The following is a 21,558-nucleotide window of genomic DNA, read 5'->3' on the forward strand; positions in this document are numbered from 1 at the left end:
CGATGGCGAGTGACGACACGAAGAAAGAGCCCGAGGTGCTTCCCTTCCGGCGCCATGTGACGGTCCAGCAGCCGGGGATCGTCGGCGCTCAGTGGTGGAACGATGGCCTCTCGGCGATGGGGTCTCCGGTCAACCGCCGTGGCGCGCTCAAGGCGTTGCTGGTGGTGGGTGGCACGGTGGCGGTGGGGGGAATCGGCATTGCCTCCCAGATCAAATCGTCCGAGCCCGACTACGACATCGAGATGCTCGACACGCTGGAGACCCAGCGCTCGCAGGGGTGGAACTTCGGCGCTCCGGACGAGTCGCTCTCCTTCACGGGCCAGGTGCCGGTGAGTCATGAGGAGACGTCCCTCCACAAGTTCGCCACGGAGATGTCGCCGAAGCAGGACCGGCTCAAGCCCTTCTACCAGGCGACGCTGTTCCAGGCGCTCGCGGGGACGGTGCCGAGCACGATTCCGTCGGCCGTGGCGCTGAGGGCCGCGGTGAAGCCCGTCCTCACGCCCGCGATGGACACGGCGTTCCGACAGGGCCAGGCGCTGGCGCGCCTCTTCGAGGAGAGCGAGGAGGTGACGCGCGCCACGGTGGTGATGGTGGATCTGCCGGGGCCCGAGGCGGTGGCGTTCGCCGCGGGGCTGTCGCGGAGCTTCGAGCCCGTCTTCACCTTCGACAACTGGCCGCACCCGCGCGGCCTGGTGCCCGCGCACCTCACGCTCGGCGCGGCGCTCTACTACCGCCCGCTCCTGGAGCGGACGGCGAGGAGGCGATCCACGTCGGCGCCTCCGGTGCTCGTGCTCGATCGCAACCGGCTGCTGCCCTACACCAAGCCGCAGACCCAGTTCGACAACCGCTACCTGGCGCGGCTGCCTCCGGCCGCCCGCCTGACGGAGATGGGCTTCAAGCACGTGCTGTACGTCGCGCCCGGGGACGGCCCCCTGCAGGAACTGGACGACATCAACGAGGACTTCGTGAGCTACCGCGAGGCCCGCCTGGACGTGAAGAGCGTGGCGGCGAGTGACTTCCAGCCCGCGCCCTCCGAGCCCTCGCTGGTGGAGGACGTGGTGACCACGCCGTACACCAGTGATGTGCTGCCGGAACTGCAGCGGCGGCCCTTCTACTTCGGGGGCTCACCGGTCTCGCACAGCTCCTTCTGGATGTTGTACCCATGGCTACGGGGCGCGACGGCTCCGGCGATGGCCGCTGTGCCGAACCCCCTGCCTCCGAAGACCGCGGGTGGGCACCGCTACGAGCCTCAGAGGAGGGCGACGATGTTCTCGCTTCCGCCGAGCTCGGCCTCGGGCGCGCCGCGACCGAAGCCCACGGGCTTCGCCAAGGTGCAGGTGAAGGTGGCGGCCGCGAACCGGCAGATCCTCGGGTTTGCCTATGGCTCCTACAGCTCGTGGAACCGTGCGCCGACGGCCCACAGCTCTTCCAGCTCCGGCTATTCCAGTTACGGTGGGTGAGAGGAGCGTATGGACTACTCCATCTTCGCGATGCAGGTGACGCGCCGCATGCAGTCGCCGAGGGACCCGCTCCACGAGCGGCTGCACCGGCTCATCTCCGGAGAGCCGGAGCGCGTCACCGCCGGGCAGCGGTACCGCTTCTACCGGAAGCTGAGCACCGAGCTGCTGCCGGCGGTCGGGGAGTTCGAGAAGGGAGTCTGGGACTACTGGGATGTGCCCTCCCGTGCGCCGGGGGACTTCCAGGACTGGGTGGATGGGCTCCAGGGACGCGAGGCGCGCTCCTCACCCGCGCCGGACGACGGGGAGCCGCGATACATGGTGTTCACCATGTCGCTGCTGCTCCAGCACGGCAGCACGAGCGACGTGCGGATGACGTCGCACTGCAACATCCCCGAGCTCCAGCTGTGGCGGTGGTCCACGTTCGAGCACCTGCTGAAGGGCATCACCCTGCTGAACTTCCTGAACGTGCAGTCGGATGTGGTGTACCTGTTGCCGGGAGACGACGCGGGGTACGGCCTGACGGCGGAGAACCTGGGGAGCCAGGACTACCACTACCTGCGCAACCTTCACCGGTGAGCGCGTCAGAACCACACTTCCCAGACGGTGCCTGAGGCATCCAGCGCAGCATGCGCGGTGGCGGAGATGCGGTCCCGCGAGCCGGTGAACGGCTGGATCTGGTGGAGGCGGTAGCTGTCGAGGATGACCAGGTCCCCGGTGCCGTAGCGCGCATCCGCGTGGGCAAGCTGGGGCAGGTCCTCCGGAACCTCATCACTTCCCTCGTAGGTGGCGTCCCACAAGCGCAAGGCTCCGCCCGCCTCGGGAGGCTGGAGCATGAGAACCAGCGTGATGGCGCGCGAGCCCCGCTCGCACTGGGTCTCGGAGAGCCCCTCGGTGTCGAAGTGGATGTCTCCGCCGTGTTCGGACAGCCACTGGCCCGCGGGGAAGATGTGGACACCGGGGCCGCACCAGCCGGGGCGCTTGATGGCGGAGGCTCCGACGAGCGTGGAGAGGACCTCGAGCAGCCGGGCCTGGAAGCCGGGGAGGAAGCGCTCGACCTGGGCGTCGGAGGCGCGGGCGTTGGTGAAGTACTCCTCCTCGCGATCCTGCTCGAGGTGGGTGTACCAGGCGCGGCCAAGGGAGAACTGCACGCCGTTGAAGTCGGAGATCCAGAAGGGCCTCCCGGCGTAGACGCGGCGCGCGAGGTGCGCGCACTCCTCGGCAGCCAGGAAGCCCGGCACGTGAACGCCGAGGTGCGCATCGAGCAGCCCGAAGAAGTCGGCGCGGCCCGAGCGCAGCTCTTCCCACGAGCGCTCGGCGAGGGTGCCCAGGCTCACTTCGTGCCTGGTGCCGCGCCGCCGGGAGCCGCGGGCGGAGCCGCGGGGGGCGTGGGAGCGGGCACCTCGCGGGCCGGCGTCTCCACCTCATCGCGGATGAGGCGGAAGTCGACGCGGCGGTTCTTGGCGCGGCCCAGCGGCGTGGCGTTGTCGGTGATGGGACGATCGAAGCCGAAGCCCTTGGCGCTCAGGCGCTTGCGCGCGATGCCCTTGCCGACGAGGTACTCCATGACCGCCTTGGCGCGCCGCTGGGACAGGTCGACGTTGTAGTTGCGCGAGCCCACGTTGTCGGTGTGACCCTCGATGAGGACGGGGCCGAGCATGGGGTTCTTGGCGAGCACGGAGGCCACCTCATCGAGCAGCTTGAAGGACTGCTTCTGGATCTTCGCCTGGCCCGTCTCGAAGAGGATGTTGCCCTTGATGCGGATGCGGTCGGACTCGACGACGACGAACGGCGGCGCGTCGTAGGGGCAGCCGTTGTTCTCCGGGGGGCCGTACAGGTCCGGGCACTCGTCCTGGTTGTCGGGGATCTCGTCGCCGTCGCTGTCCGGGCAGCCGTCGTACTCCTTGGGGCCGGCCTTGTCGGGGCAGGCGTCCAGGTGGTCGAAGAGGCCATCGCCATCGGTGTCCGTGTCGGGCGGGCAGCCGCGGTGCTCCTTGAGTCCGGGCTTGTCGACGCAGCGGTCCTCGCCGTCGGCGATGCCGTCACCGTCGTTGTCCGGGTCCAGGCACCCATCATCATCCTCGTGGCCGTCGCGGTCCTCCTTCTCGCTGGGGCACTTGTCGCGTGAGTCGGGCACGCCGTCGCCATCCGAATCGGCGGACTCCTTCTCGTAGCTCAGGGCCACCATCACCCGGAACGCCTCGCGCCCGTAGCCGCCCCTCAGGCCGATGCCACGGCCCACGGTGAGCGCCAGCCCCCAGGGGCCGGCTATTCGGGTGCGCGCGCCCACCATGGCCTCGAACGGGGTCTTGAGCGAGTCGGCCTGGCTGAAGTTGAAGGGCGAGGAGGCCGGGGTGGACAGGTGCAGCTCCGCCAGGGCCTGCACGTCGGTGAAGCGTCCCATGTTCGGCAGGTCCACCACGGCGCCCGCGCCCAGGGTGAGCTCGTCGTCCACGAGGAGGTTGAGGTACTGGGCGTGCTTGCGGAAGCGCCACCCCACGTTGCCCAGCAAGCGCACCGGTCCGAAGGAGCGCTCCACCGCCAGCCGCGGCGACACCAGCACTCCGCGCTCGCCGAGGAAGCTGCCCGCGTTGCCCGTGGGCAGCCGCACCTCACCCACCAGGGCCAGCCCCACGGGAGCCAGAGAAGGATCCAACAGGGTGAAGCGCGGCAGCAGGCGCACATCTCCCAGGCCGTAGCGGCTCACGCCCGCCGCGCCCGGAAAGTCCGGCGCCGCGAGGGCATCGCGCAGCAACTGGAAGCGATCGCCTTGGATCACGGTGAAGGGAAGGTCCGCCGCCAGCTCCAGGCGCGGGTGGACCTGGTAGGCGAAGAGCGCGTGCGCATCGAGCCGATAGGGGAGCAGGTCCCCTAGCTTCTCGTCCCCCAGGTTGAGGGAGAGGATGCTCAGGTTGAAGTCCAGCAGCAGCGAGGCGCGCATGCTGCCCACGGACGGCATCCGGGCGCCCTCGAGCGCGAGGCCGCTGTCCTGGGCCGCGGTGGCCTTCACGGGCACCGCGTCGAAGCTCCGCGAGAATGGATCGTGATCCGCCCAGGCCGTTCCGCTCCCCACGAGGAAGCACAGGAACACCAGGCGGATGGCGGCGGGGTGCAGCAGCCCTCCAAGGTAGGGCGCCAAGAGCGAGCCTCGCATGGGGGCGCTTATAGCCCCCACTGTTCGAGAACCAAAAAATTTATGCCGGAATGAGACTTTTACATGTTTTTTGTGAGAAAACAGTGAATCACGTTGGACCACCAAGGAGCGTAAATGCGTAAAATCCCCCTTCTCCTTTCAACCGTGACCCTGTCACTCGCGGCCTGTGGAGACGCCTCGTTCGAGGAGGCCTCTGCCGCCCGCGAGGAGGCCATCAAGCAGTCGCGCGCGACCAAGTTCCGCCTGAGCGCGGACGCGGTGGAAAACGAGTACATCGTCGTCCTCCACCCTCAGCAGGGGCTGAGCGCGGAGGTGGCGGCCGAGGACATGGCGAAGACCTACCGCGGTCGCTCGGGTCGGGTGTTCCGCCACGCGCTGAAGGGCTTCGTGGCGTACATGAGCGAGGCGGATGCGCGCGCGCTCGCCGAGGATCCGCGCGTCAAGTTCGTCGAGCAGAACGGCCGGGTGCAGGCCGTAGGCGTGCAGACGCCCGCGACGTGGGGCCTGGACCGCGTTGACCAGACGGACCTGCCGCTGGATCAGACGTACACGTACAACACGGCGGGCTCGGGGGTACACGCGTACATCATCGACACGGGCATCCACCTGAGCCACCAGGAGTTCACCGGCCGCATCGGCAACGGGTACGACGCGGTGACGTCGGGCGGCACGGCGGCGGACTGCAACGGCCACGGCACGCACGTGGCGGGCACGGTGGGCGGCTCCACCTACGGCGTGGCCAAGGAGGTGACGCTGCACCCGGTGCGCGTGTTGGACTGCGGCGGCTCGGGCACCTACGAGGGCGTCATCGCCGGCGTGGACTGGGTGACGGCCAACCACCAGTCGCCCGCCGTGGCGAACATGAGCCTGGGCGGCGGCGCCTCTCAGGCGGTGGATGACGCGGTGACCAACTCCATCGCCGCGGGCGTGACGTACGCCATCGCCGCGGGCAACGACAGCGGGGATGCCTGCACCAAGTCTCCGGCGCGCACGCCCAACGCCATCACCGTGGGTTCGACGACCAACACGGACGCGCGCTCCTCGTTCTCCAACTTCGGCACCTGCGTGGACATCTTCGCGCCGGGCTCGGATATCACCTCCGCGTGGTACACGAGCAACAGCGCCACCAACACCATCAGCGGCACCTCGATGGCGGCCCCGCACGTGGCCGGCGCCGCGGCGCTCTACCTGGGCACCAACCCGACGGCCAGCGCGGAGCAGGTGACGAGCGTGCTCACCAACATCGCCAGCCTGGGCCGGGTCACCAACCCGGGCACCGGCTCGCCGAACCTGCTGCTGTACACGGCCTCCATCGGCAATGGCTCGGGGGACAACACCGCGCCCACCACCGAGCTGACCTCGCCCGCCTCGGGCATCACCGTCACCGGCTCCGTGAGCCTGTCGGCCAACGCCAGCGACGACGTGGGCGTCACCCGCGTCTCCTTCTTCGTCAACGGCGCGGTCGTCGGCACGGACACCACCGCTCCGTACGCGCTGACGTGGGACACCACCCAGGGCGGCAACGGCAGCCACGCCATCGTGGCCAAGGCGTATGACGCGGGCGGCAACGTGGGCTCCAGCGCCGCCGTCACCGTGACGGTGAACAACCCGGGCATCGCCAGCTACAGCGCCACGCTGAAGGCGCCGAGCTGCGCCACGCCGGGCGCCTACTGCGACACCGGCACCCTGGTGAAGGGCCGCGGCACCATGGGCCCCGAGGCCAATGCCCCCAACACCCTCAACAACTCCTGCGCCGACGGCAACAGCGGCACCTACCTGAGCGACGAGTCGCTGGAGCGCATCCGCGTCTCGACGCTGGACGGCTCGCCGATGGCGCCGGGCAAGACGGTGAAGGTGGACGTGACGGTGAACGCGTGGTCCACCGGCAGCTCGGACTACCTGGACATCTATTACACGGGTGACGCGAGCAACCCCTCGTGGACGTTCCTGGCGACGCTGCAGCCGTCCGCGGGTGGCACGCAGGTGCTGTCGGCCACGTACACGCTGCCGGCGGGCAGCCTGCAGGCGGTGCGCGGCAACTTCCGCTACAACAGCACCGTGGCGAGCGCCTGCAGCACGGGCAGCTATGACGACCGCGACGACCTGGCCTTCGCGACGGGCGGCGGCAGCGGCCCGCAGGCGCCCTCGGCTTCGTTCACCTCGTCGTGCAGCGGGCTGAGCTGCTCCTTCACGGACACCAGCACGGACTCGGACGGCACCATCGCCTCGCGCAGCTGGAGCTTCGGTGACGGCAGCGGCTCCACCGCGCAGAACCCGAGCAAGACGTACTCGGCGGCGGGCAGCTACACCGTGTCGCTCACGGTGACGGACAGCCAGGGCCTGACCAACACCCGGACGCAGACGGTGACGGTGACGGCGCCGGTGTCCATCTCCCTGTCCGTGGCGAAGCGGACCCAGGGCAAGCGGCGCTACGCGGACCTCACGTGGTCCGGCGCCAGCGCCAACCGCGTGGACGTGTTCCGCAACAACGCGCGCGTCACCACCACGGCCAACGACGGCGCGCACACGGACACGCTGTCCGCGGCGGGGACCTACACGTACAAGGTCTGCAACGCCGGGACGACTACCTGCTCGGCCAACGTCTCCGTGACGTTCTGATCGAGCCGGAATGAAGCACGGAGGCCCCGGGTCGGCTCACGCCGGCACCGGGGCCTCTGCTTTGGGGCTACTGCTCCATGAAGTCGCTGGCGGAGAGGACCTCGATGGCGTCCGTCCGCAGCGGCAGCGGATGCAGGAGGATGGCCTTGTCCTCAGCGAGCAGCTCGGGCTGCTTGGGGGAGGCGTAGGTGATGGGCGCGGGCGTCGGGGACTTCAGCGCGGACACGAGCGCCGGCGCATCCTGGGTGACGAAGGCGAAGCTGAGCGCCGAAGGAGACAGGCGGCGGCGCACGGCCTCCTGGACGGCCTCGGGCGTCATGTCGGTGAGCGCCTTGCGGTACTGCTCGAGGAAGTCCGGCGTGCCATAGAAGCGCGAGTCGATGGCGTAGCCCAGGCGGCGCTGGTCCGTCTGCTCCCACAGTCGCGTGTAGCTCAGCAGGAAGCCGCGAGACTGCTCGAACGCGTCGCGCGACATGCCCTGACGGACGAGCCGGTCGAGGTAGTACACGGCGCCGTGGGTGGCGAAGACGGCATGGGTGGGCACCACCGGGCGTACCCAGAGGGTGATGTCCTGCTGGGTGCGGGCGATGTTGGTGCGGTTGAAGGTGGTGCCGGGCTGTTCGGCGAAGTGCTCGGCGTAGGCGTAGTTGCCGTAGTTGAGGCCGCGTTTCTCACGCAGTTCCTGGAAGAGCACGCCATGGGACTGGCGGTGCTCGCCCAGGTACGAGAGGGCGAAGGCCACCGGGAAGAAGTCCGGGTCACCTCGGCGCAGGGGTGTCACGTAGCCCATGGAGACGGCGGTGGAGGAGGTAGGCTTCTGGAGGACGACCGCGCGGCCCGGCATGGGCTGCACGGGGGGCAGCTCCACCCGAGGAGCTCCGGTGGCGGGCAGCGCGGACAGGCGCGAGGTGAGGGACTGCTTCAGCGCCTCGTCCACGGGACCGGCCAGTCCGATGACGAGCCGGTCCTGGGTGAAGATGCGGCGGGCGTGGGCCTTCACGTCCTCCAGGGTGAGGGACTCGAGTCCCTTCACGGTGCCGCCCACGAAGTGCGCGTACGGGTGTCCCCGGTAGAGGAGCGCGTCGAGGGCGACCTGGCCCAGCCGCTCGTCGTTCTCGTTGCGCAGCTGGTTGCGGACGGTGTTGAGCGCGTCGGTGCGCAGCCGCTCGAACTCGCTTTTCTCATAGCGGGGCTCGAGCAGCACATCGGTGAAGATCTTCAGGAAGCGCGGCAGGAAGTCCTTGTGGACGCGGCCGGAGAAGGTGGTGAACTCCTTGTCGGGCAGGACTTGCAGCTCGGCGGCCATGGGGAAGAGCGCCTCCAGCAACTGCGCGGAGGTGAGCTCCCGGGTGCCGCCCTCCGCAAGAAGGGTGGCGGTGAGCGCGGTGAGGCCCTCCTTGCCCTTCGGGTCGTCGATGGAGCCGGCACGGAAGACGAGCCGGAAGCTGACGATGGGATTCTGGGGGTTGGTCTGAATGACCAACTCCATGGGCGCGGGCTGCTTCAGGGGCACGGCCGGCACGGCTACGGGAGCCTGGGCCGTGGGAGAGGAGGCGGGTGCGGTAGTCGGCGCCGGAGCAGGGGTGGCCTGGGGCTCGGGCGTGGGCGTGGGCTGGGGCGTGCTGGCGCAGCCGCCGAACCACAGCGTGGCGGTGAGGGCGAGGGAGGCTCGGGTGAAGGGGCTCATCACTGCTTCCCTCCGTTGGCGGGCGTCAGGGTGAGGACGGTGAGGTTGGTGTCGACGAGGTAGGAGCGGGCGAAGGCGACGAGCTGCTCGGGTTGGACGCGGGAGACGTTCTGGAGGTGGCGGGAGAGCGCGTCCGGAGTGCCGAAGATGCCGGCGTACAAGGCGAGCTGGACGCCGACGTCATCGGGCGCCTCGAGGTTCATGAGGAGGCCGTAGCGGATGTTGCTCTGGATGGCCTTCACACGCGCTGCGTCCACCTTGCCGGAGGCCAGCTCGCGGACGGCGCGGGTGAGGGCGGCGTCCACGGCGGCGCGGTTGTCCTCGGCCTTGAGGGTGGCGATGAGGTTGAGGAGGTGGGGATCCCGGTGCGGGTAGAAGTCGCTACCGATGAACTCGGCGAGCTGCTTCTCGAGCACGAGCTCTTTGTAGAGCGGGCTGGTGGGGCCCACGAGGTAGGCGGCGAGCACGGACTGGATGGCGGCGCTGGGGGTGGTGAGCGAGCCCGCGGGGGTGTGCCAGGCGAGCACGTGGCGGGGCAGGGTGCTGGAGGCCCAGTCGATGTGCGCGGTGCGCTTCTCCTTCTGGGGAGGCTCGGTGGGCATGTTGAGCTGGGCCGCCTTGCGCGCCCAGGGGCCATAGTGCTCCTGGATGGCCTTCATGACGGCCGCGTCATCGAAGTCGCCGACGATGAAGATGATCGTGTTGTCCGGGGTGTACCAGCGCTCGAAGAAGCTGCGGCTGTAGGCGTAGGCCTCCGGCATGGCCTTGATGTCCTCATAGAAGCCGAGGGTGGTGTGCCGGTAGGTGTGCTTCTGGAAGGCGGTGCCCAGCAGGCGCTCCTCCATCTTCAGCTCCGGGCGAGATTCGTTCTTGTGGTACTCGCCGAGCACCGCGAGCGCCTCCGTGCGGAAGGAGGGCTCGGCGTACTCGAGGTTGCGGAAGCGGTCTGCCTCCAGCTCGATGAGGGCGTCGAGCCCGGCGGTGGGGCCGTAGGCGTGGTAGACGGTGAAGTCGTCGGTGGTGAAGGCGTTGTCGTCGAAGCCGTAGGAGGCGACGATGCGATCGCGCTCTCCCTCGGGGTGCTTCTTCGTGCCCTTGAACATCATGTGCTCGAAGAAGTGAGCGAAGCCCGTCTTGCCAGGCTCCACCTCGTTGCGCGAGCCCACGCGCACGACGGAGTAGTAGGCCACGAGGCCGGGCGAGCGGAAGGGCACTCGCACGACGGTCAGCCCGTTGGGCAGACGCTCGGTCTTCAGGGCGTAGGGGAAGACATCGTCTCGCGCCTGGGCAGCGGCGGGGAGGGCCGGGGCCAGCAGGAGCAGGAGGAGGGGTAGGAGTCGTTGCATGAGGGGACCTCGCGAGCCGGATCACGACGGGTGACCCGGGCGGTCGGCGACCCTATGCGGTTGGTGGGCAGGAGGGGAGGCGAGCGCGAGGGAGATGTTCGGCAGTATGTGCGCCTGGAGGCGTCAGGAGGATTGACGGCCCGGCGTGAGCGGTTAACGTAGATGCGTCGAACGAAAAAGGGGGCGACCTGGCTTCGACGGGGGCATAGAGGCCCGAGACGCGTGCCGAGCTTGTTAGTGACTCGTAAAACCGCTGACACAGACACAAAAGCCAACGACAACGTTGAGCTCGCGCTGGCTGCCTAACAACAGTTCTTAGCGCGCGGTCCTCCCGCTCTCGGCCCGTGGGGTGGGGTAGGACCGTCATAATGCGGGCTGGCTGCCGAGGGTGCCTGGGCCCGAGGTGGCGAGATCTTTCCAGGACCGGCTCGTGAGGATCCCGTCCGTGGGAGCCTTCGGGACGTAGCAAATCGCGGACTACGCACGTAGGGTCGAAGGGAAGAAGGCTTTCGGACGCGGGTTCGATTCCCGCCGCCTCCAAGCAGCAAAAACCCCGTGACACCGCTCAGGTGTCACGGGGTTTTCTTTTTCGGCCGAGGCCCCGAGGGGCAGCTCTCACTCGCCTCCGGTGAGAGACGCCCAGACGCCCGATTCCGACGCGAGGTACAGCTCGTTCGCGTTCGCCGGCGCAATCGCGAGATCCGCGCCGAACACGCCGGGCGGGAGCGAGAGGAGGGTCCAGGTGGCTCCGCCGTTCTGGGTCTTGTAGGTCCCGCTGAAGGTGAGCGCGTAGGCCGTCTGCGGATTGCTCGGGCTGAACCGCACCGGGTACTGCGAGCCACGGTTCAGCACCAGGGTCCAAGTGGCTCCCGAGTTCGTGCTCTTGAAGATGCCCGAGTCGGTGCTCGCGAACACCACGCCGTGCTGCGAGGGATCGGTGGACACCGCACGCGCAGTGCCGCTGAGTCCCGGGTTCAGGTCGGTGAGCGTCGGCGGTCCTCCGGTGGACGAAAGGACCAGCCGTCGCGCGCCGAACTTGGACACGAAGTAAGCGGTCGACGAGTCGGTCCCATCGATCGCCACCGAGCGCGCCCAGTATCCGAAGCTCGGATCGCTCACCAGGTGTGACCAGGAGAGCCCTCCGTCAGAGGAGATCCAGACCCCTCCGTACTTCGAACCGAAGCAGTCCTGCCCTCCGCCCCAGAGCGTCGCGGGGTCGCGCGGGTCGACGGTGATCGACATCCAGCAGGCGAAGGACGAGATGTTGTGTTCGAGCCAGCTCCAGCTCTGGCCCGAATCGGCCGTCCCGTAGAGACCCTCCTGGCCCTGGTTGTTGCCGTAGAGGTACGCGTACCCCGCCGTCGTCGGGTCCACTCCGAGGATCGCGCCCGGCGCGGCGAAGCTCTGCGCCCACGCGCTACCGCTCTGCGAGCTGAACAGGCCGGTGTAGTACGACACCGCGTACACGGTCGTCGGCGAGCCCGCACCCGCCGCGATCCGGCTGATGGACCCTCCGGAGATCCCGGCCCCCGGGGCCCAGGTCGCGCCCTGATCCTGCGAATTCACCGGCACCCCGTTCTGCACCCCGAGGAAGTTCCCGCTGCTCGCGCTGAGCGCGACGTAGGACCAGGATCCGCTCGCGACCTGGGTGAGCGTCACCCCGCCGTTGGTGGAGCGGACCAGCCCGCTCGCGGTCGCCGCATAGAGCGCGCTGCTGGAGGGCTCGATCGCCAGCGTGGCGCCGGTACCCGAGACCGCGGTGGGGGACCAGGTCGCTCCGAAGTTGGTGCTGTGCCACACCGGCGACGCGCACGGATTTCCCCAGGTCGCGAAGGTGAAATAGACGCTCCCCGGTTGCGTGGGGTCGGCGGCCAGGCGCTGCGGCGTGCCGCACTGGAAGAGGCCGTTGGCGTTCCGGGCGAACCCGGAGGAGATCGCCGTCCAGGTCGCGCCGCCATCGTCGCTGCGGTACGGCCCCTCGTAGAGCATCAGCATGTAGAGCCGCGACTGGCCATCCACGGCCATATCGACCGGATAGTTGGAGGCGGAGAGCGGCGGGAGCCCGGTGCCCTGCACGGAGCTGAAGGTCGCGCCTCCATTGGTGCTCTTCGCGGGCAGCCCGTTGTACCGACCCACGTAGATCACGCCGGCAGTGTTGGCATCGAAAGCGACCGCGCTCGCCGCCTGCCAACCGGGCAGCCGGCTCTTGATCGAGGTCCAGTGGTCTCCGCGATCCGTCGACATCAAGAGATCGCTCTTGGTCACGACGATGACCGTGGCCGGGTTGAACGGATCGGTCACCACCCGCTGCGCGTTGCCCACGTCGAGTACCGAGGTCCAGGTGGCGCCCTGATCGGTGCTGCGGAACGCGCGGCCCGCGGTGGCGTACGCGGTCGCTCCATCGCTCGAGTAGGCCAGCTCACCCACATGGGCGAGCGGCAGCCCTTCGCTCATCGGTACCCAGGCGGGCGCGTCGAAGGCGGCACTCGTGGCGCTGGTCAGACCGGGCGCGGTGGCAGTCAAACGAAGCGCGGTTCCGCTCCGGGTGAGCCACAGCGCGGCGAAGGTCGCGCTTCCGTTCACGAGCTGCGCGGTGAGGGTTCCGGAGAGCACCGACGTCGTCGGCGTGGCCAGGGCGATCGTCACCGTACCGCTGGCGCCAGGGTCGACGTTCCCAAGCGAGTCCTTCGCTTCGACCACCACGGGACTCAGCACCGCGCCAGCCTGGACCTTCGTCGGCTGGGTCGAGAACACGAGCTTCGTCGCCGATGCGCTGGCGGCACCTCCCACGAGTAAGAGGAAGACACCGGCGAGCCTGAAGCAGCGATTCATCGACACCCCTCCGTTGTGCTGAAAACGGAAGCTTCCATGAAGTCGATTCCTCTTGGAAGGCAAAGAATCGAAGCCGCTTACGGCTCCTCCACCACCCGGAGATCCACCTCGGGCGTCGTCACGGCAGTGCCGTAGCGCAATGCCCACTCCGACGCCTCCTCGAGCGACTTGGCCTGGAACATCGCGTAGCCGGCGATGAGCTCCTTCGATTCGGAGAACGGGCCATCGACGACCGAGTGTCGATCCCCTTGGAAGGTATAGCGCTTGCCCTGCTGACTCGGTCGCAGCCCGACGTTCGTGAGCAGGACCTTGGCGCCCGACATCTCCTCGAACAGGGCCGAGAGCTTCGCGCGCTGCTGCGCGGGGCGCGGGCGGCCTGACTCCGAGGTGGCGTCGGCCTTGTACAGGAGCATGTAGCGTCGGGTCGCGAGCTCCTTGGGCATCGGCACCATCCCGATGTCCCACGCCTCGGTGACCGGGCGGATGTCGATCTCGACATCCCCCACGATACTCGCGTACCGCGAGGCCCAGGCGCTGGCCTCGTCGAGGGACGCCGTGCGGACGATCAAGAAGCCCGCCGGCAGCTCGTTCGAGGGCGTGAACGGCCCCTTCGTGACGGTGCGCTTGCCGCCGGTGAACCGCAGCCGCACGCCCTGAGCGCTCGCGCGCAGCCCCTCGCCGCCGAGCAGGATGCCGGCCTTCATGAACTCGCCCATGAGCTTGCCGACCCGGGAGATCAGCTCCGCGTCGGGAATGGCGCCTGCCTCCCAGCGAGGCTCGGTCTTGTGCATGACGATGAAGCGCATCGAACGCGTTCCTTTCCTTCGGTGGAGCTCAGGCGGTGAAGTACTCGACCACGGCCGGGGTGAGCACCTTCGGGTTGACGTTGTGCGTCTGGCCGTCCAGCGTGCGGCGCCGCGCCCCAGGTACGATGTCCGCGATGGCCTCCGCGGCCATCTTCAGCTTCGCATCGGTCTTGCCGCCGTACATGACGAGCGACGGGACCTTGATCGACGCGAAGCGCGTCTTCGGGATGCTGAAGTCCCCCATGATGCGGGCGTCGTAGGGGAGCGTGTGCGCGACGGCCTCGAGCTTCTTCCAGACGCCTCGCATGAGCTGCATCATGACGACCATGAACCCCGGCGCCCCGACCATGTCGCGCATGAAGTACTTCACGGCATGGCCCCGGCGGCCTTCGGCGAGGAGCCGCTGGAGCTGGGCTTCGTGGTGGGCCTGCGCATGGCGCGCGTCATGCTGTGCGACGTACGGAGGCTCGTAGGCCACCAGCTTCTGGATGTTCAGCCCGCTCGCCGCGGCCTCCAGCGCGAGGGCGCCACCGGAGGACAACCCCACCACGAACGCGGAGCCCCCCGCGGCCTGGATGAGCGCGTCGAGGTCCTCGAGCTCGCGCTCCTTCGCGTACGGCTGCGTGTCGCCGCTGTCTCCGCGGCCCCGGCGGTCGTACACGAACACCGTGAAGCGCTGCGCGAGGAGCGGAGCGAGCTTCGGCATGGGCCCGAACCTCCGGCTGCACAGGGCTCCATCCACGAGGATGAGCGCAGGGCCCGAGCCGAGCTTCTCGTAAGCGATGGGAGTGCCATCCTTCGATATCACCTGGTTCATGAAGTCTTCCTCCGATGGGCGGGAGCGGCGTCATAGGCCGGCTCGCCCGATGTGGTCACTCACGAACTCGCATCGAGAGGAGCGCGCGCAGGCGGGCATTGCGCAGAGAGAGGCCGCCCCAGACCAGGAGCGCCACGTAGACGGGAAACAGCGTATGGCTGAACAGGGGGTTGCCCATGCGCACGTGGGTGGCGATCGCGCCGCCGAACCAGCCCGTGAGCAGGATGGCGCCCAGCACCGAGGTGCGCGGAACCACATAGAGCGCGACGCACAGGGACTGGACGAGCCCCAGCCCGAAGACGGCGCTCGCCGCGTACCCCAGCTCGGTGGTGCCCTGAATGAAGGGGGGCAGCCCGAGCACCTTGCCCAGGGCATCGAACGCCAGGAAGAGGATCGCCAGGCCGCTCATCAGTCGACCGGCCCACTGCGCCTTCCGTGCGCCAGTCACGGCCTGGGACTGGGGGACTGCGTTCACATCGAGGATTCCACGCTGCGAGAGGGCTTCCATGGGCGTCTCCGTTGTCGCCGAGGGTCAAATCCCCCGGTCAAAAAGACGTCGAATGAGTCCGGAGGGGATCGACATTTCGCGGTTTGGGCCTTCGAGGCGGACGTAAGTGCCCGAAATCACAGCCCTTGGCGGCGCGGGGGGGCACGGTGGTGGGCGGTCCCTGGGCCACGGTGCGTGAGGACGACTTCGACTCGCTTGCCGGCCACATTGCTACAGCAGACCCGCGCTGGAGCGCTCTCAACACACGTCGGCGATGCGCACGGACATCCTTCCCGAGGAGCTTCTCAAGACGGTTCTCGGTTCGATGACGACGGTCGCCGCGGAGCGGCTGCGTGCCGAGCCCAGCCTGCGTCAGGTGCTCTCCCGGGTCTTCGCGGAGGCGGCCTCGCTCCGGGGCGTGGCGCCAGAGCCACTCGTGGTTGCACGTCACCTGGGCGCGCGGCTCGCCGAGGCGGACGACCCCGCGCGTGCCTTGGAGCACCTGCATGCGCGAGACCTGGCGCTCGCGCTCGCCTGCGCTCTAGAGACCCCCGGGGCCGCGGACCTGCTCGAGCAGGAGGTCCTGCTGGCGTGCGGCTCGCGCTGCGGATGCGCAAGGCACATGGCCAGGAGGCCCAGGTGGATGCCGAGGTGCTGGCCGCGCATCCCGTCTCTCCACCCAGAGAGAGGAGGACAACTCGAAGGTCACCCTGCGCTGGAAGCGGGTGAGCGACCTGTGCGAGTCGTCCACCTCGTTCAAGTGCCGGGGAGGAGGGGCGTGCTCCTGTGTCACCACGAAGAACGAGCCCCTGACGGGCCAGCAGAACTGCACTCTCTGACGGCCAGGAGCCACCGGATTTTCTTTTAGGTGTGCGTTACGCGGACGCAACGACGTGGAGCTTCAGGGCGTCTTCCTCCACGTCGAAGCGCGCGGTGCCGCCGTTGCTCAGCTCGCCAAAGAGGAGGGCCTCCGCCAGTGGGGTCTTCAGGCTGGTGTCCACCAGCCGTGCCATGGGACGCGCGCCGAACGCCGGCTCATATCCGTGCTTGGCCAGCCACTGCCGCGCCGCCTCGGTCAGCTCCAGCGTCACCTGCTTTTCCGTGAGCATCTTCCGGAGCAGGCCCACCTCCTTGTCCACCACCTTGAGGATGCTCTCGGGCGACAGGTCTCCGAAGAGAATCCACCCGTCCAGCCGGTTGCGGAACTCCGGTGTGAAGGTGTGCTCGATGGCCTTCTGCGCGCGGCCGGTATCCACGGTCGGAGGCCTCTCGCCGAACCCCATCGACTTGGTGCGCGTGACCTCGCGCGCGCCCGCATTGGTGGTCAGGATGATGATGATGTTGCGGAAGTCCGCCTTGCGGCCGTTGCTGTCCGTCAGCGTCGCGTGGTCCATCACCTGCAGGAGGATGTTGAAGAGGTCCGAGTGGGCCTTCTCGATTTCATCCAGCACCAGCACGGCATGGGGATTCTTGAGGACGGCCTCGGTGAGCAGTCCTCCCTGCTCGAACCCGACATAGCCCGGAGGCGCACCGATGAGCCGGCTCGCCGTGTGCTTCTCCGAGTACTCGCTCATGTCGAAGCGCAGGAACTCCACACCCAGCGCCGCCGCCAGCTGCCGGGCCAGCTCCGTCTTGCCCACGCCCGTGGGGCCGGAGAAGAGGAAGGAGCCAATGGGCTTCGTCTGCGCGCGCAGGCCCGAGCGCGCCAGCTTGATGGCGTTGGTGATCGCACGGATGGCTTCGTCCTGGCCGAAGATGACCGACTGGAGCTCCTTCGCCAGGCCCTGGAGCTGCATCCGCTCCTGCGCGGAGACGCTCTTGGCGGGGATGCGCGCCATCTTCGAGACGATGGCCTCCACGTCCGCCACCGTCACCGTGCCGGTGCGCTCGCTCACGGGCTTGAGCCGCTCGGCCGCCCCCGTCTCGTCGAGCACGTCAATCGCCTTGTCCGGCAGGAACCGGTCGTTGATGTGCCGAGCGGACAGCTCCGCCGCCGCGCGGAGAGCCTCGGGGGTGTACCGCACCCGGTGGTGCGCTTCGTAGCGGCTCCTCAGCCCCTCCAGGACGCTCAGGGTGTCCTCCACCGAGGGCTCGCCCACGTCGATGCGCTGGAAGCGCCGCGACAGCGCCCGGTCCTTCTCGAAGGAGGACTTGTACTCTTGGTACGTCGTGGAGCCGATGCAGCGCAGCTCACCGCTGGCCAGCGCGGGCTTGAGCAGGTTGGCGGCATCCATGGAGCCGCCGCTGGTGGTGCCCGCGGCGACGATGGTGTGGATTTCGTCGATGAAGAGGATGGCGTCCTTCTTCTCCCGCAGCGCCTTGAGCACGGCCTTGAGCCGCTCCTCGAACTGGCCGCGGAACTTCGTGCCTCCCAGCAGCGCGCCCATGTCCAGCGAGTACACCGAGGCGCCCTTCAGCTCCTCCGGCACCGTGCCCTCGTGGATGCGCAGCGCCAGCCCTTCGGCGATGGCCGTCTTGCCCACGCCCGGCTCGCCCACGTACACGGGGTTGTTCTTGCGCCGTCGGCACAGCACGTGGATGGTCCGCTCCAGCTCCTTCTCCCGGCCGATGAGCGGGTCGATGCGCCCCTCCCGGGCCTGCTGGAGGAGGTCGGTGGTGAAGGCCTCCAGCGGCGCCTTGCTCGGGCTCTCCTCCTCGCGCGCTTCGGCGGGGCGTCCCGGCTGGGCGCCTTCTCGGGGCGCGGTCACCGCGACGGCCCGCTGAGGGCTGGCGGCGAGCAGGTCCGGCCGGGCGCCGCCCTCCTGCTTCAGCATGAAGAGGGCGTGGCTCTTGTCCTCGTGAAGCAGGGCCATCAGCACATCCCTGCCATCGATGATGTCCTGCTCGGCGGCCAGCGCCTGCAAAGCGGCGCGCTCGAGCACCCGCTCCACGGCCAGCGTGTGACGCGGCGTGACCTCGACCTGCTCGGGCAGCGGCTCGAGTCGCTCCTTCAGGAACGACGCCAGCCGATCCTGCAGGCGCGTGACGTCGGCTCCTACTCCCGAGAGCACGTCGCGAGTGTGATCGTCACGGGTCAGCGCGAAGAGCAGGTGCTCCAGCGTGACATACTCGTGCCGCAGCTTCCTCGCCGCATCGAGGGCTTTCCGGAAGCTCACCTGCAATTCCTGGCTAATTTGCGGTCCTGGCACGGGTCAGCCCTCCTCGGGTTCCATGGAGAGCCGCAACGCAAAGGCATTGTCCCGCGCCACGTCTTCCACTGTCTTGATTTTCATCTCAGCCACTTCGTACGTGTAGCGACCCGCGACGCCCACGCCGTTCTGCTGGACCTGTCGCAGGATGTGCAAGGCGTCCGCCTCGGACCGGTGGAAGACCTCCCGGAGAATGGCCATGGCGAGCTCCCGAGGGGTGGCGGCGTCGTCGTGCAGGAGCACCTTGTAGAACGTGGGCTCCGTGAGCCGCGGTCCTGCGGCGTTCTCGGTGGTGGCGTGCGTGTCGTGCCCTTGCGCCATGGCCTGTCGAGCCTCCCTTGCATGCGCGGGCCAGCAAACCGCTGGACGGTCTGGTCCACCCGCCTGGAAATGCAACGGACCGCACTATACGTGAAGCGCCACACGAAACCGCACACGGGCTTGTGATTGACCCGGGTGCCCGGTGTGGGAGGAGGGGGGCTCCCCGCTTCCATGGGGGCCAGGGTAAGGTGGAGGCGATGAGCGAAAAACCGTCGCTTCGCCAGGTTCCGCTCCGTCGCCTCTATGCCCTCGCGCGCCCGGAAGCCGCGAGCCTGCTGGCGGGAGCCCTCTTTCTGGTCATTGGAAGCGCCGCGGCGCTCCTGTTTCCTCGGGCCATTGGCCTGCTCGTGGATGCGGCGCTGGGCGGTAAGGGGACGGAGGCCATCGACCGGATGGCGCTGTGGATGGGCGGAGTGTTCCTGGCCCAGGCCGCGGCGACCGGCTTGCGCTACTACTTCTTCCACCTGGCGGGTGAGCGCATCATCGTCCGCGTGCGCGAGCAGCTCTACCGCAGCCTGATGGACCAGGAGGTGGGGTTCTTCGACCAGACCAGCACGGGGGAACTGGGAAGCCGGCTCATCTCGGACACGGCGAGCCTGCAGAGCGTGCTCAGCTCCAACATCTCCATCCTCCTGCGCAACGTCGTCTCGGTGGTGGGCGGAGCGGCCTTCCTGATCTACACCTCGCCTCCGTTGGCGCTGCTCATGCTGTCCGTCGTCCCGCCCCTGGCGCTGGGCGCCATCGCCTTCGGGCGCCGCCTGCGCAGGCTGTCGCGCCAGGTGCAGGACGTTCAGGCGGAAGCCCACCAGGTGGCCGATGAGAGCCTTTCGGGCATCCGGACGGTGCGGGCGTTCGCCGCGGATGACCACGAGGTACGGCGCTTCAGTGCGGCGCTGGGGCGGGCGTTCCAGCTCGCACGGCGCAGGGTCATCGGCTCGAGCCTGTTCAACGGCACCGCCAGCCTCGCCGCCTATACGGGAGTGGGGCTCGTCTTCTGGTACGGAGGGCGGCTGGTGGGCTCGGGCGAGCTGTCGGTGGGCGGGCTCACCTCCTTCCTTGTGTACACGCTGCTGGTGGCCGTGGCGCTCGGTGCGCTGGGCGACCTTTGGGCGGAGCTGATGGGGGCCATCGGGGCCGCCGACCGCGTGTTCGAGCTCATCGACCGTGTTCCGGCGCTGCCTCCGCGGGGTGGACGGATTCCCGAGCGCATGGAGGGCCGGGTGGAGTTCAAGGACGTTCACTTCCGCTATCCCGCGCGCCAGGAGGTGGCCGTGCTGCGGGGCCTGGACCTGAAGACCGCCGCCGGCGAGGTGGTGGCGCTGGTCGGGCCGTCCGGCGCCGGGAAGTCCACCATCGCCTCGCTCCTCTACCGTCTCTATGACCCGACCGAGGGCCGCATCCTGCTGGACGGCGCCGACCTGCGGGAGCTCGAGCCCAACTGGCTTCGCGGGCGGATTGGCGTCGTCGCGCAGGAGCCGGTGCTCTTCTCCTGCTCCATCGCGGAGAACATCCGCTATGGCCGGCCGGATGCCACCGACGCCGAGGTCGAGACAGCGGCCCGCGCCGCCAACGCCCACGACTTCATCTCCCGCTTCCCGGAGGGCTACCGCACCGAGGTGGGAGAGCAGGGCGTCCAACTGTCCGGCGGCCAGAAACAGCGCGTGGCCATTGCCCGAGCCGTGCTGAAGGACCCGCGCCTGCTCATCCTCGACGAGGCCACCAGCGCCCTGGACGCGGAGAGCGAGCACCTGGTGAAGGACGCGCTGGATCGGCTGATGAAGGGCCGCACCACCTTCATCATCGCCCACCGCCTGTCCACCGTGGCCAACGCGGACCGCGTGCTGGTGCTGGAGGACGGCCACGTCATCCAGAGCGGCACCCACGCCGCCCTCCTGGGCCAGGAGGGTCTCTACCGCAGGCTGGTGGAGCGCCAGTTCGTCGCCGCCTGAGGCTCGGCGGCCAGCGCCTCCAGGGCCTCCAGCACGGCGGCCTCGCCCACGCCCATCATGGGCCCATGGGCCTCCACGTGACGATGGGGGCCGAAGCGGAAGCCATACCTGGCGGCGGTCGTGGGGCCGAACAGCCCGACGCCCGGCACGCGGCAGATGTCCGCCATGTGCAGCATGCAGGAGTCCACGCCCAGGAACATGTCCGCGGTGGAGACCAGCGCCATGGCCGCCGGGAGCATCAGCCGGGGCATGGAGAAGACACGGTCCGAGCCTCCGTCCGCGTCCAGGCCCGCCTCCTCCACGTCCACCACCAGGGCGAGCCACTCCGGGTGGCGCGCCAGGAATTCTCGCAGCACGCGCCGGAAGCGCTCAGCGGGCCAGCGCTTCTCCTCCCCCGTCTCCGTGTGGACCACCAGCACGCGCGCCGTGCCGCCCAGACTGGCGCGAACATCGCGCGCGAAGGCCACCGAGGCTTCGGGCAGGGACGGGGGCTGGGTGAAGTCCTCCAGCTTCAGTGTGGGCTCCAGCCGCTGGACGAAGTCGAAGTACATGTCGCAGGAATGCCGGGCCTCGTTGATGCGCAGGCGGTCCGTGAAGCCCTTGAAGAAGCCCAGCGTGCGCGCCTCCGGCAGGAGCTCCAGGACAGGCGGCACGTCCTCGTTCCACGTGTTGAGGCTGAGCAGCAGATCCGTCCCGCCCACGGCATCCACGAGGGTGCGCGCGTCGAACTTCCGGTAGCCCACCCACTCGAAGCTCAGCGCGTGGAAGAGGCGCAACGGGAGCCCCGAGTACAGCAACTCCCCATCGCCCTCCACGCCGATGACGGACAGCCGCCCGGGGTACAGCGTGGACAGCGCGCGCACCGCGGGCAGGGCCATCACCCGGTCCCCAATTCCATTCACATGAAAGACAACGGGCCGTTCGGGCGTCATGC

15 protein-coding genes and 1 other RNA gene are annotated in these 21,558 nt (G+C 68.7%); 5 read left to right on the forward strand and 11 right to left on the reverse strand.

What is annotated here, in order from left to right:
• The first annotated feature begins 2 nt into the window (after window positions 1-2).
• Both SYV04_RS20370 and SYV04_RS20375 read left to right on the forward strand, forming a co-directional pair.
• Window positions 3-1,460 carry a hypothetical protein gene (locus SYV04_RS20370; protein WP_321547506.1) on the forward strand — a complete coding sequence of 486 codons (1,458 nt, stop codon included), beginning with the start codon at window positions 3-5 and terminating at the stop codon, window positions 1,458-1,460.
• Window positions 1,461-1,469: 9 nt separating this feature from the next.
• Window positions 1,470-2,036: a hypothetical protein gene (locus tag SYV04_RS20375; protein ID WP_321547507.1), complete on the forward strand. Its 567-nt coding sequence runs from the start codon at window positions 1,470-1,472 to the stop codon at window positions 2,034-2,036.
• Window positions 2,037-2,041: 5 nt separating this feature from the next.
• Here the strand turns inward: SYV04_RS20375 and SYV04_RS20380 are convergent, their stop codons facing one another.
• On the reverse strand, window positions 2,042-2,794 hold the full coding sequence (locus SYV04_RS20380) for a 2OG-Fe(II) oxygenase (RefSeq protein WP_321547508.1): 753 nt from the start codon (window positions 2,792-2,794) through the stop codon (window positions 2,042-2,044).
• On the reverse strand, window positions 2,791-4,611 hold the full coding sequence (locus SYV04_RS20385) for an OmpA family protein (protein WP_321547509.1): 1,821 nt from the start codon (window positions 4,609-4,611) through the stop codon (window positions 2,791-2,793). Before SYV04_RS20385 ends, SYV04_RS20380 begins: the two co-directional genes overlap by 4 nt.
• Before the next feature lie 114 nt (window positions 4,612-4,725).
• Between SYV04_RS20385 and SYV04_RS20390 the strand changes: the two genes are divergently transcribed.
• Window positions 4,726-7,230 (forward strand): S8 family serine peptidase, encoded by a 2,505-nt coding sequence (locus SYV04_RS20390; RefSeq protein ID WP_321547510.1) that lies wholly within the window; start codon window positions 4,726-4,728, stop codon window positions 7,228-7,230.
• A gap of 67 nt (window positions 7,231-7,297) precedes the next feature.
• Here SYV04_RS20390 and SYV04_RS20395 read toward each other — a convergent pair whose 3' ends face one another.
• A complete protein-coding gene (locus SYV04_RS20395; protein WP_321547511.1) occupies window positions 7,298-8,917 on the reverse strand; it encodes a M16 family metallopeptidase in 1,620 nt (539 codons plus the stop codon).
• Window positions 8,917-10,263 carry a M16 family metallopeptidase gene (locus SYV04_RS20400; RefSeq protein WP_321547512.1) on the reverse strand — a complete coding sequence of 449 codons (1,347 nt, stop codon included), beginning with the start codon at window positions 10,261-10,263 and terminating at the stop codon, window positions 8,917-8,919. The genes SYV04_RS20395 and SYV04_RS20400 overlap by 1 nt, the downstream gene beginning before the upstream one ends.
• A 179-nt stretch (window positions 10,264-10,442) precedes the next feature.
• On the opposite strand from SYV04_RS20400, the gene ssrA reads away from it, so the two are divergent.
• Window positions 10,443-10,804: a transfer-messenger RNA gene (gene ssrA, locus SYV04_RS20405) on the forward strand.
• A 74-nt stretch (window positions 10,805-10,878) separates the two neighbouring features.
• On the opposite strand, the gene SYV04_RS20410 is transcribed toward ssrA, so the two are convergent.
• The 6 genes from SYV04_RS20410 to SYV04_RS20435 all read right to left on the reverse strand — a co-directional run bounded on the left by SYV04_RS20410 (window position 10,879) and on the right by SYV04_RS20435 (window position 18,675).
• A complete protein-coding gene (locus tag SYV04_RS20410) occupies window positions 10,879-13,095 on the reverse strand; it encodes a sialidase family protein (RefSeq protein WP_321547513.1) in 2,217 nt (738 codons plus the stop codon).
• 77 nt (window positions 13,096-13,172) lie between these two features.
• Complete coding sequence (locus SYV04_RS20415; RefSeq protein ID WP_321547514.1) at window positions 13,173-13,901, reverse strand: YciI family protein; 729 nt, start codon at window positions 13,899-13,901, stop codon at window positions 13,173-13,175.
• Between the two features lie 28 nt (window positions 13,902-13,929).
• The gene (locus SYV04_RS20420) at window positions 13,930-14,718 is read right to left on the reverse strand and encodes an alpha/beta fold hydrolase (RefSeq protein ID WP_321547515.1); all 789 of its coding nucleotides are present in this window, start codon (window positions 14,716-14,718) and stop codon (window positions 13,930-13,932) included.
• A gap of 55 nt (window positions 14,719-14,773) precedes the next feature.
• On the reverse strand, window positions 14,774-15,226 hold the full coding sequence (locus tag SYV04_RS20425; RefSeq protein ID WP_321547516.1) for a DoxX family protein: 453 nt from the start codon (window positions 15,224-15,226) through the stop codon (window positions 14,774-14,776).
• 854 nt (window positions 15,227-16,080) lie between these two features.
• The gene (gene clpA / locus SYV04_RS20430) at window positions 16,081-18,354 is read right to left on the reverse strand and encodes an ATP-dependent Clp protease ATP-binding subunit ClpA (protein ID WP_321547517.1); all 2,274 of its coding nucleotides are present in this window, start codon (window positions 18,352-18,354) and stop codon (window positions 16,081-16,083) included.
• 3 nt (window positions 18,355-18,357) lie between these two features.
• Window positions 18,358-18,675, reverse strand: a complete 318-nt coding sequence (locus SYV04_RS20435) for an ATP-dependent Clp protease adaptor ClpS (protein WP_321547518.1) — start codon at window positions 18,673-18,675, stop codon at window positions 18,358-18,360.
• Between the two features lie 197 nt (window positions 18,676-18,872).
• Between SYV04_RS20435 and SYV04_RS20440 the strand changes: the two genes are divergently transcribed.
• Window positions 18,873-20,624, forward strand: a complete 1,752-nt coding sequence (locus tag SYV04_RS20440; RefSeq protein WP_321547519.1) for an ABC transporter ATP-binding protein — start codon at window positions 18,873-18,875, stop codon at window positions 20,622-20,624.
• Here SYV04_RS20440 and SYV04_RS20445 read toward each other — a convergent pair.
• Window positions 20,585-21,556: a glycosyltransferase family 9 protein gene (locus SYV04_RS20445; RefSeq protein WP_321547520.1), complete on the reverse strand. Its 972-nt coding sequence runs from the start codon at window positions 21,554-21,556 to the stop codon at window positions 20,585-20,587. The two genes, SYV04_RS20440 and SYV04_RS20445, sit on opposite strands and share 40 nt — an antisense overlap.
• Window positions 21,557-21,558: the final 2 nt, after the last annotated feature.

The sequence above is a fragment of the Hyalangium ruber genome, assembly GCF_034259325.1.
In the GTDB taxonomy this organism is placed as follows: domain Bacteria; phylum Myxococcota; class Myxococcia; order Myxococcales; family Myxococcaceae; genus Hyalangium_A; species Hyalangium_A rubrum.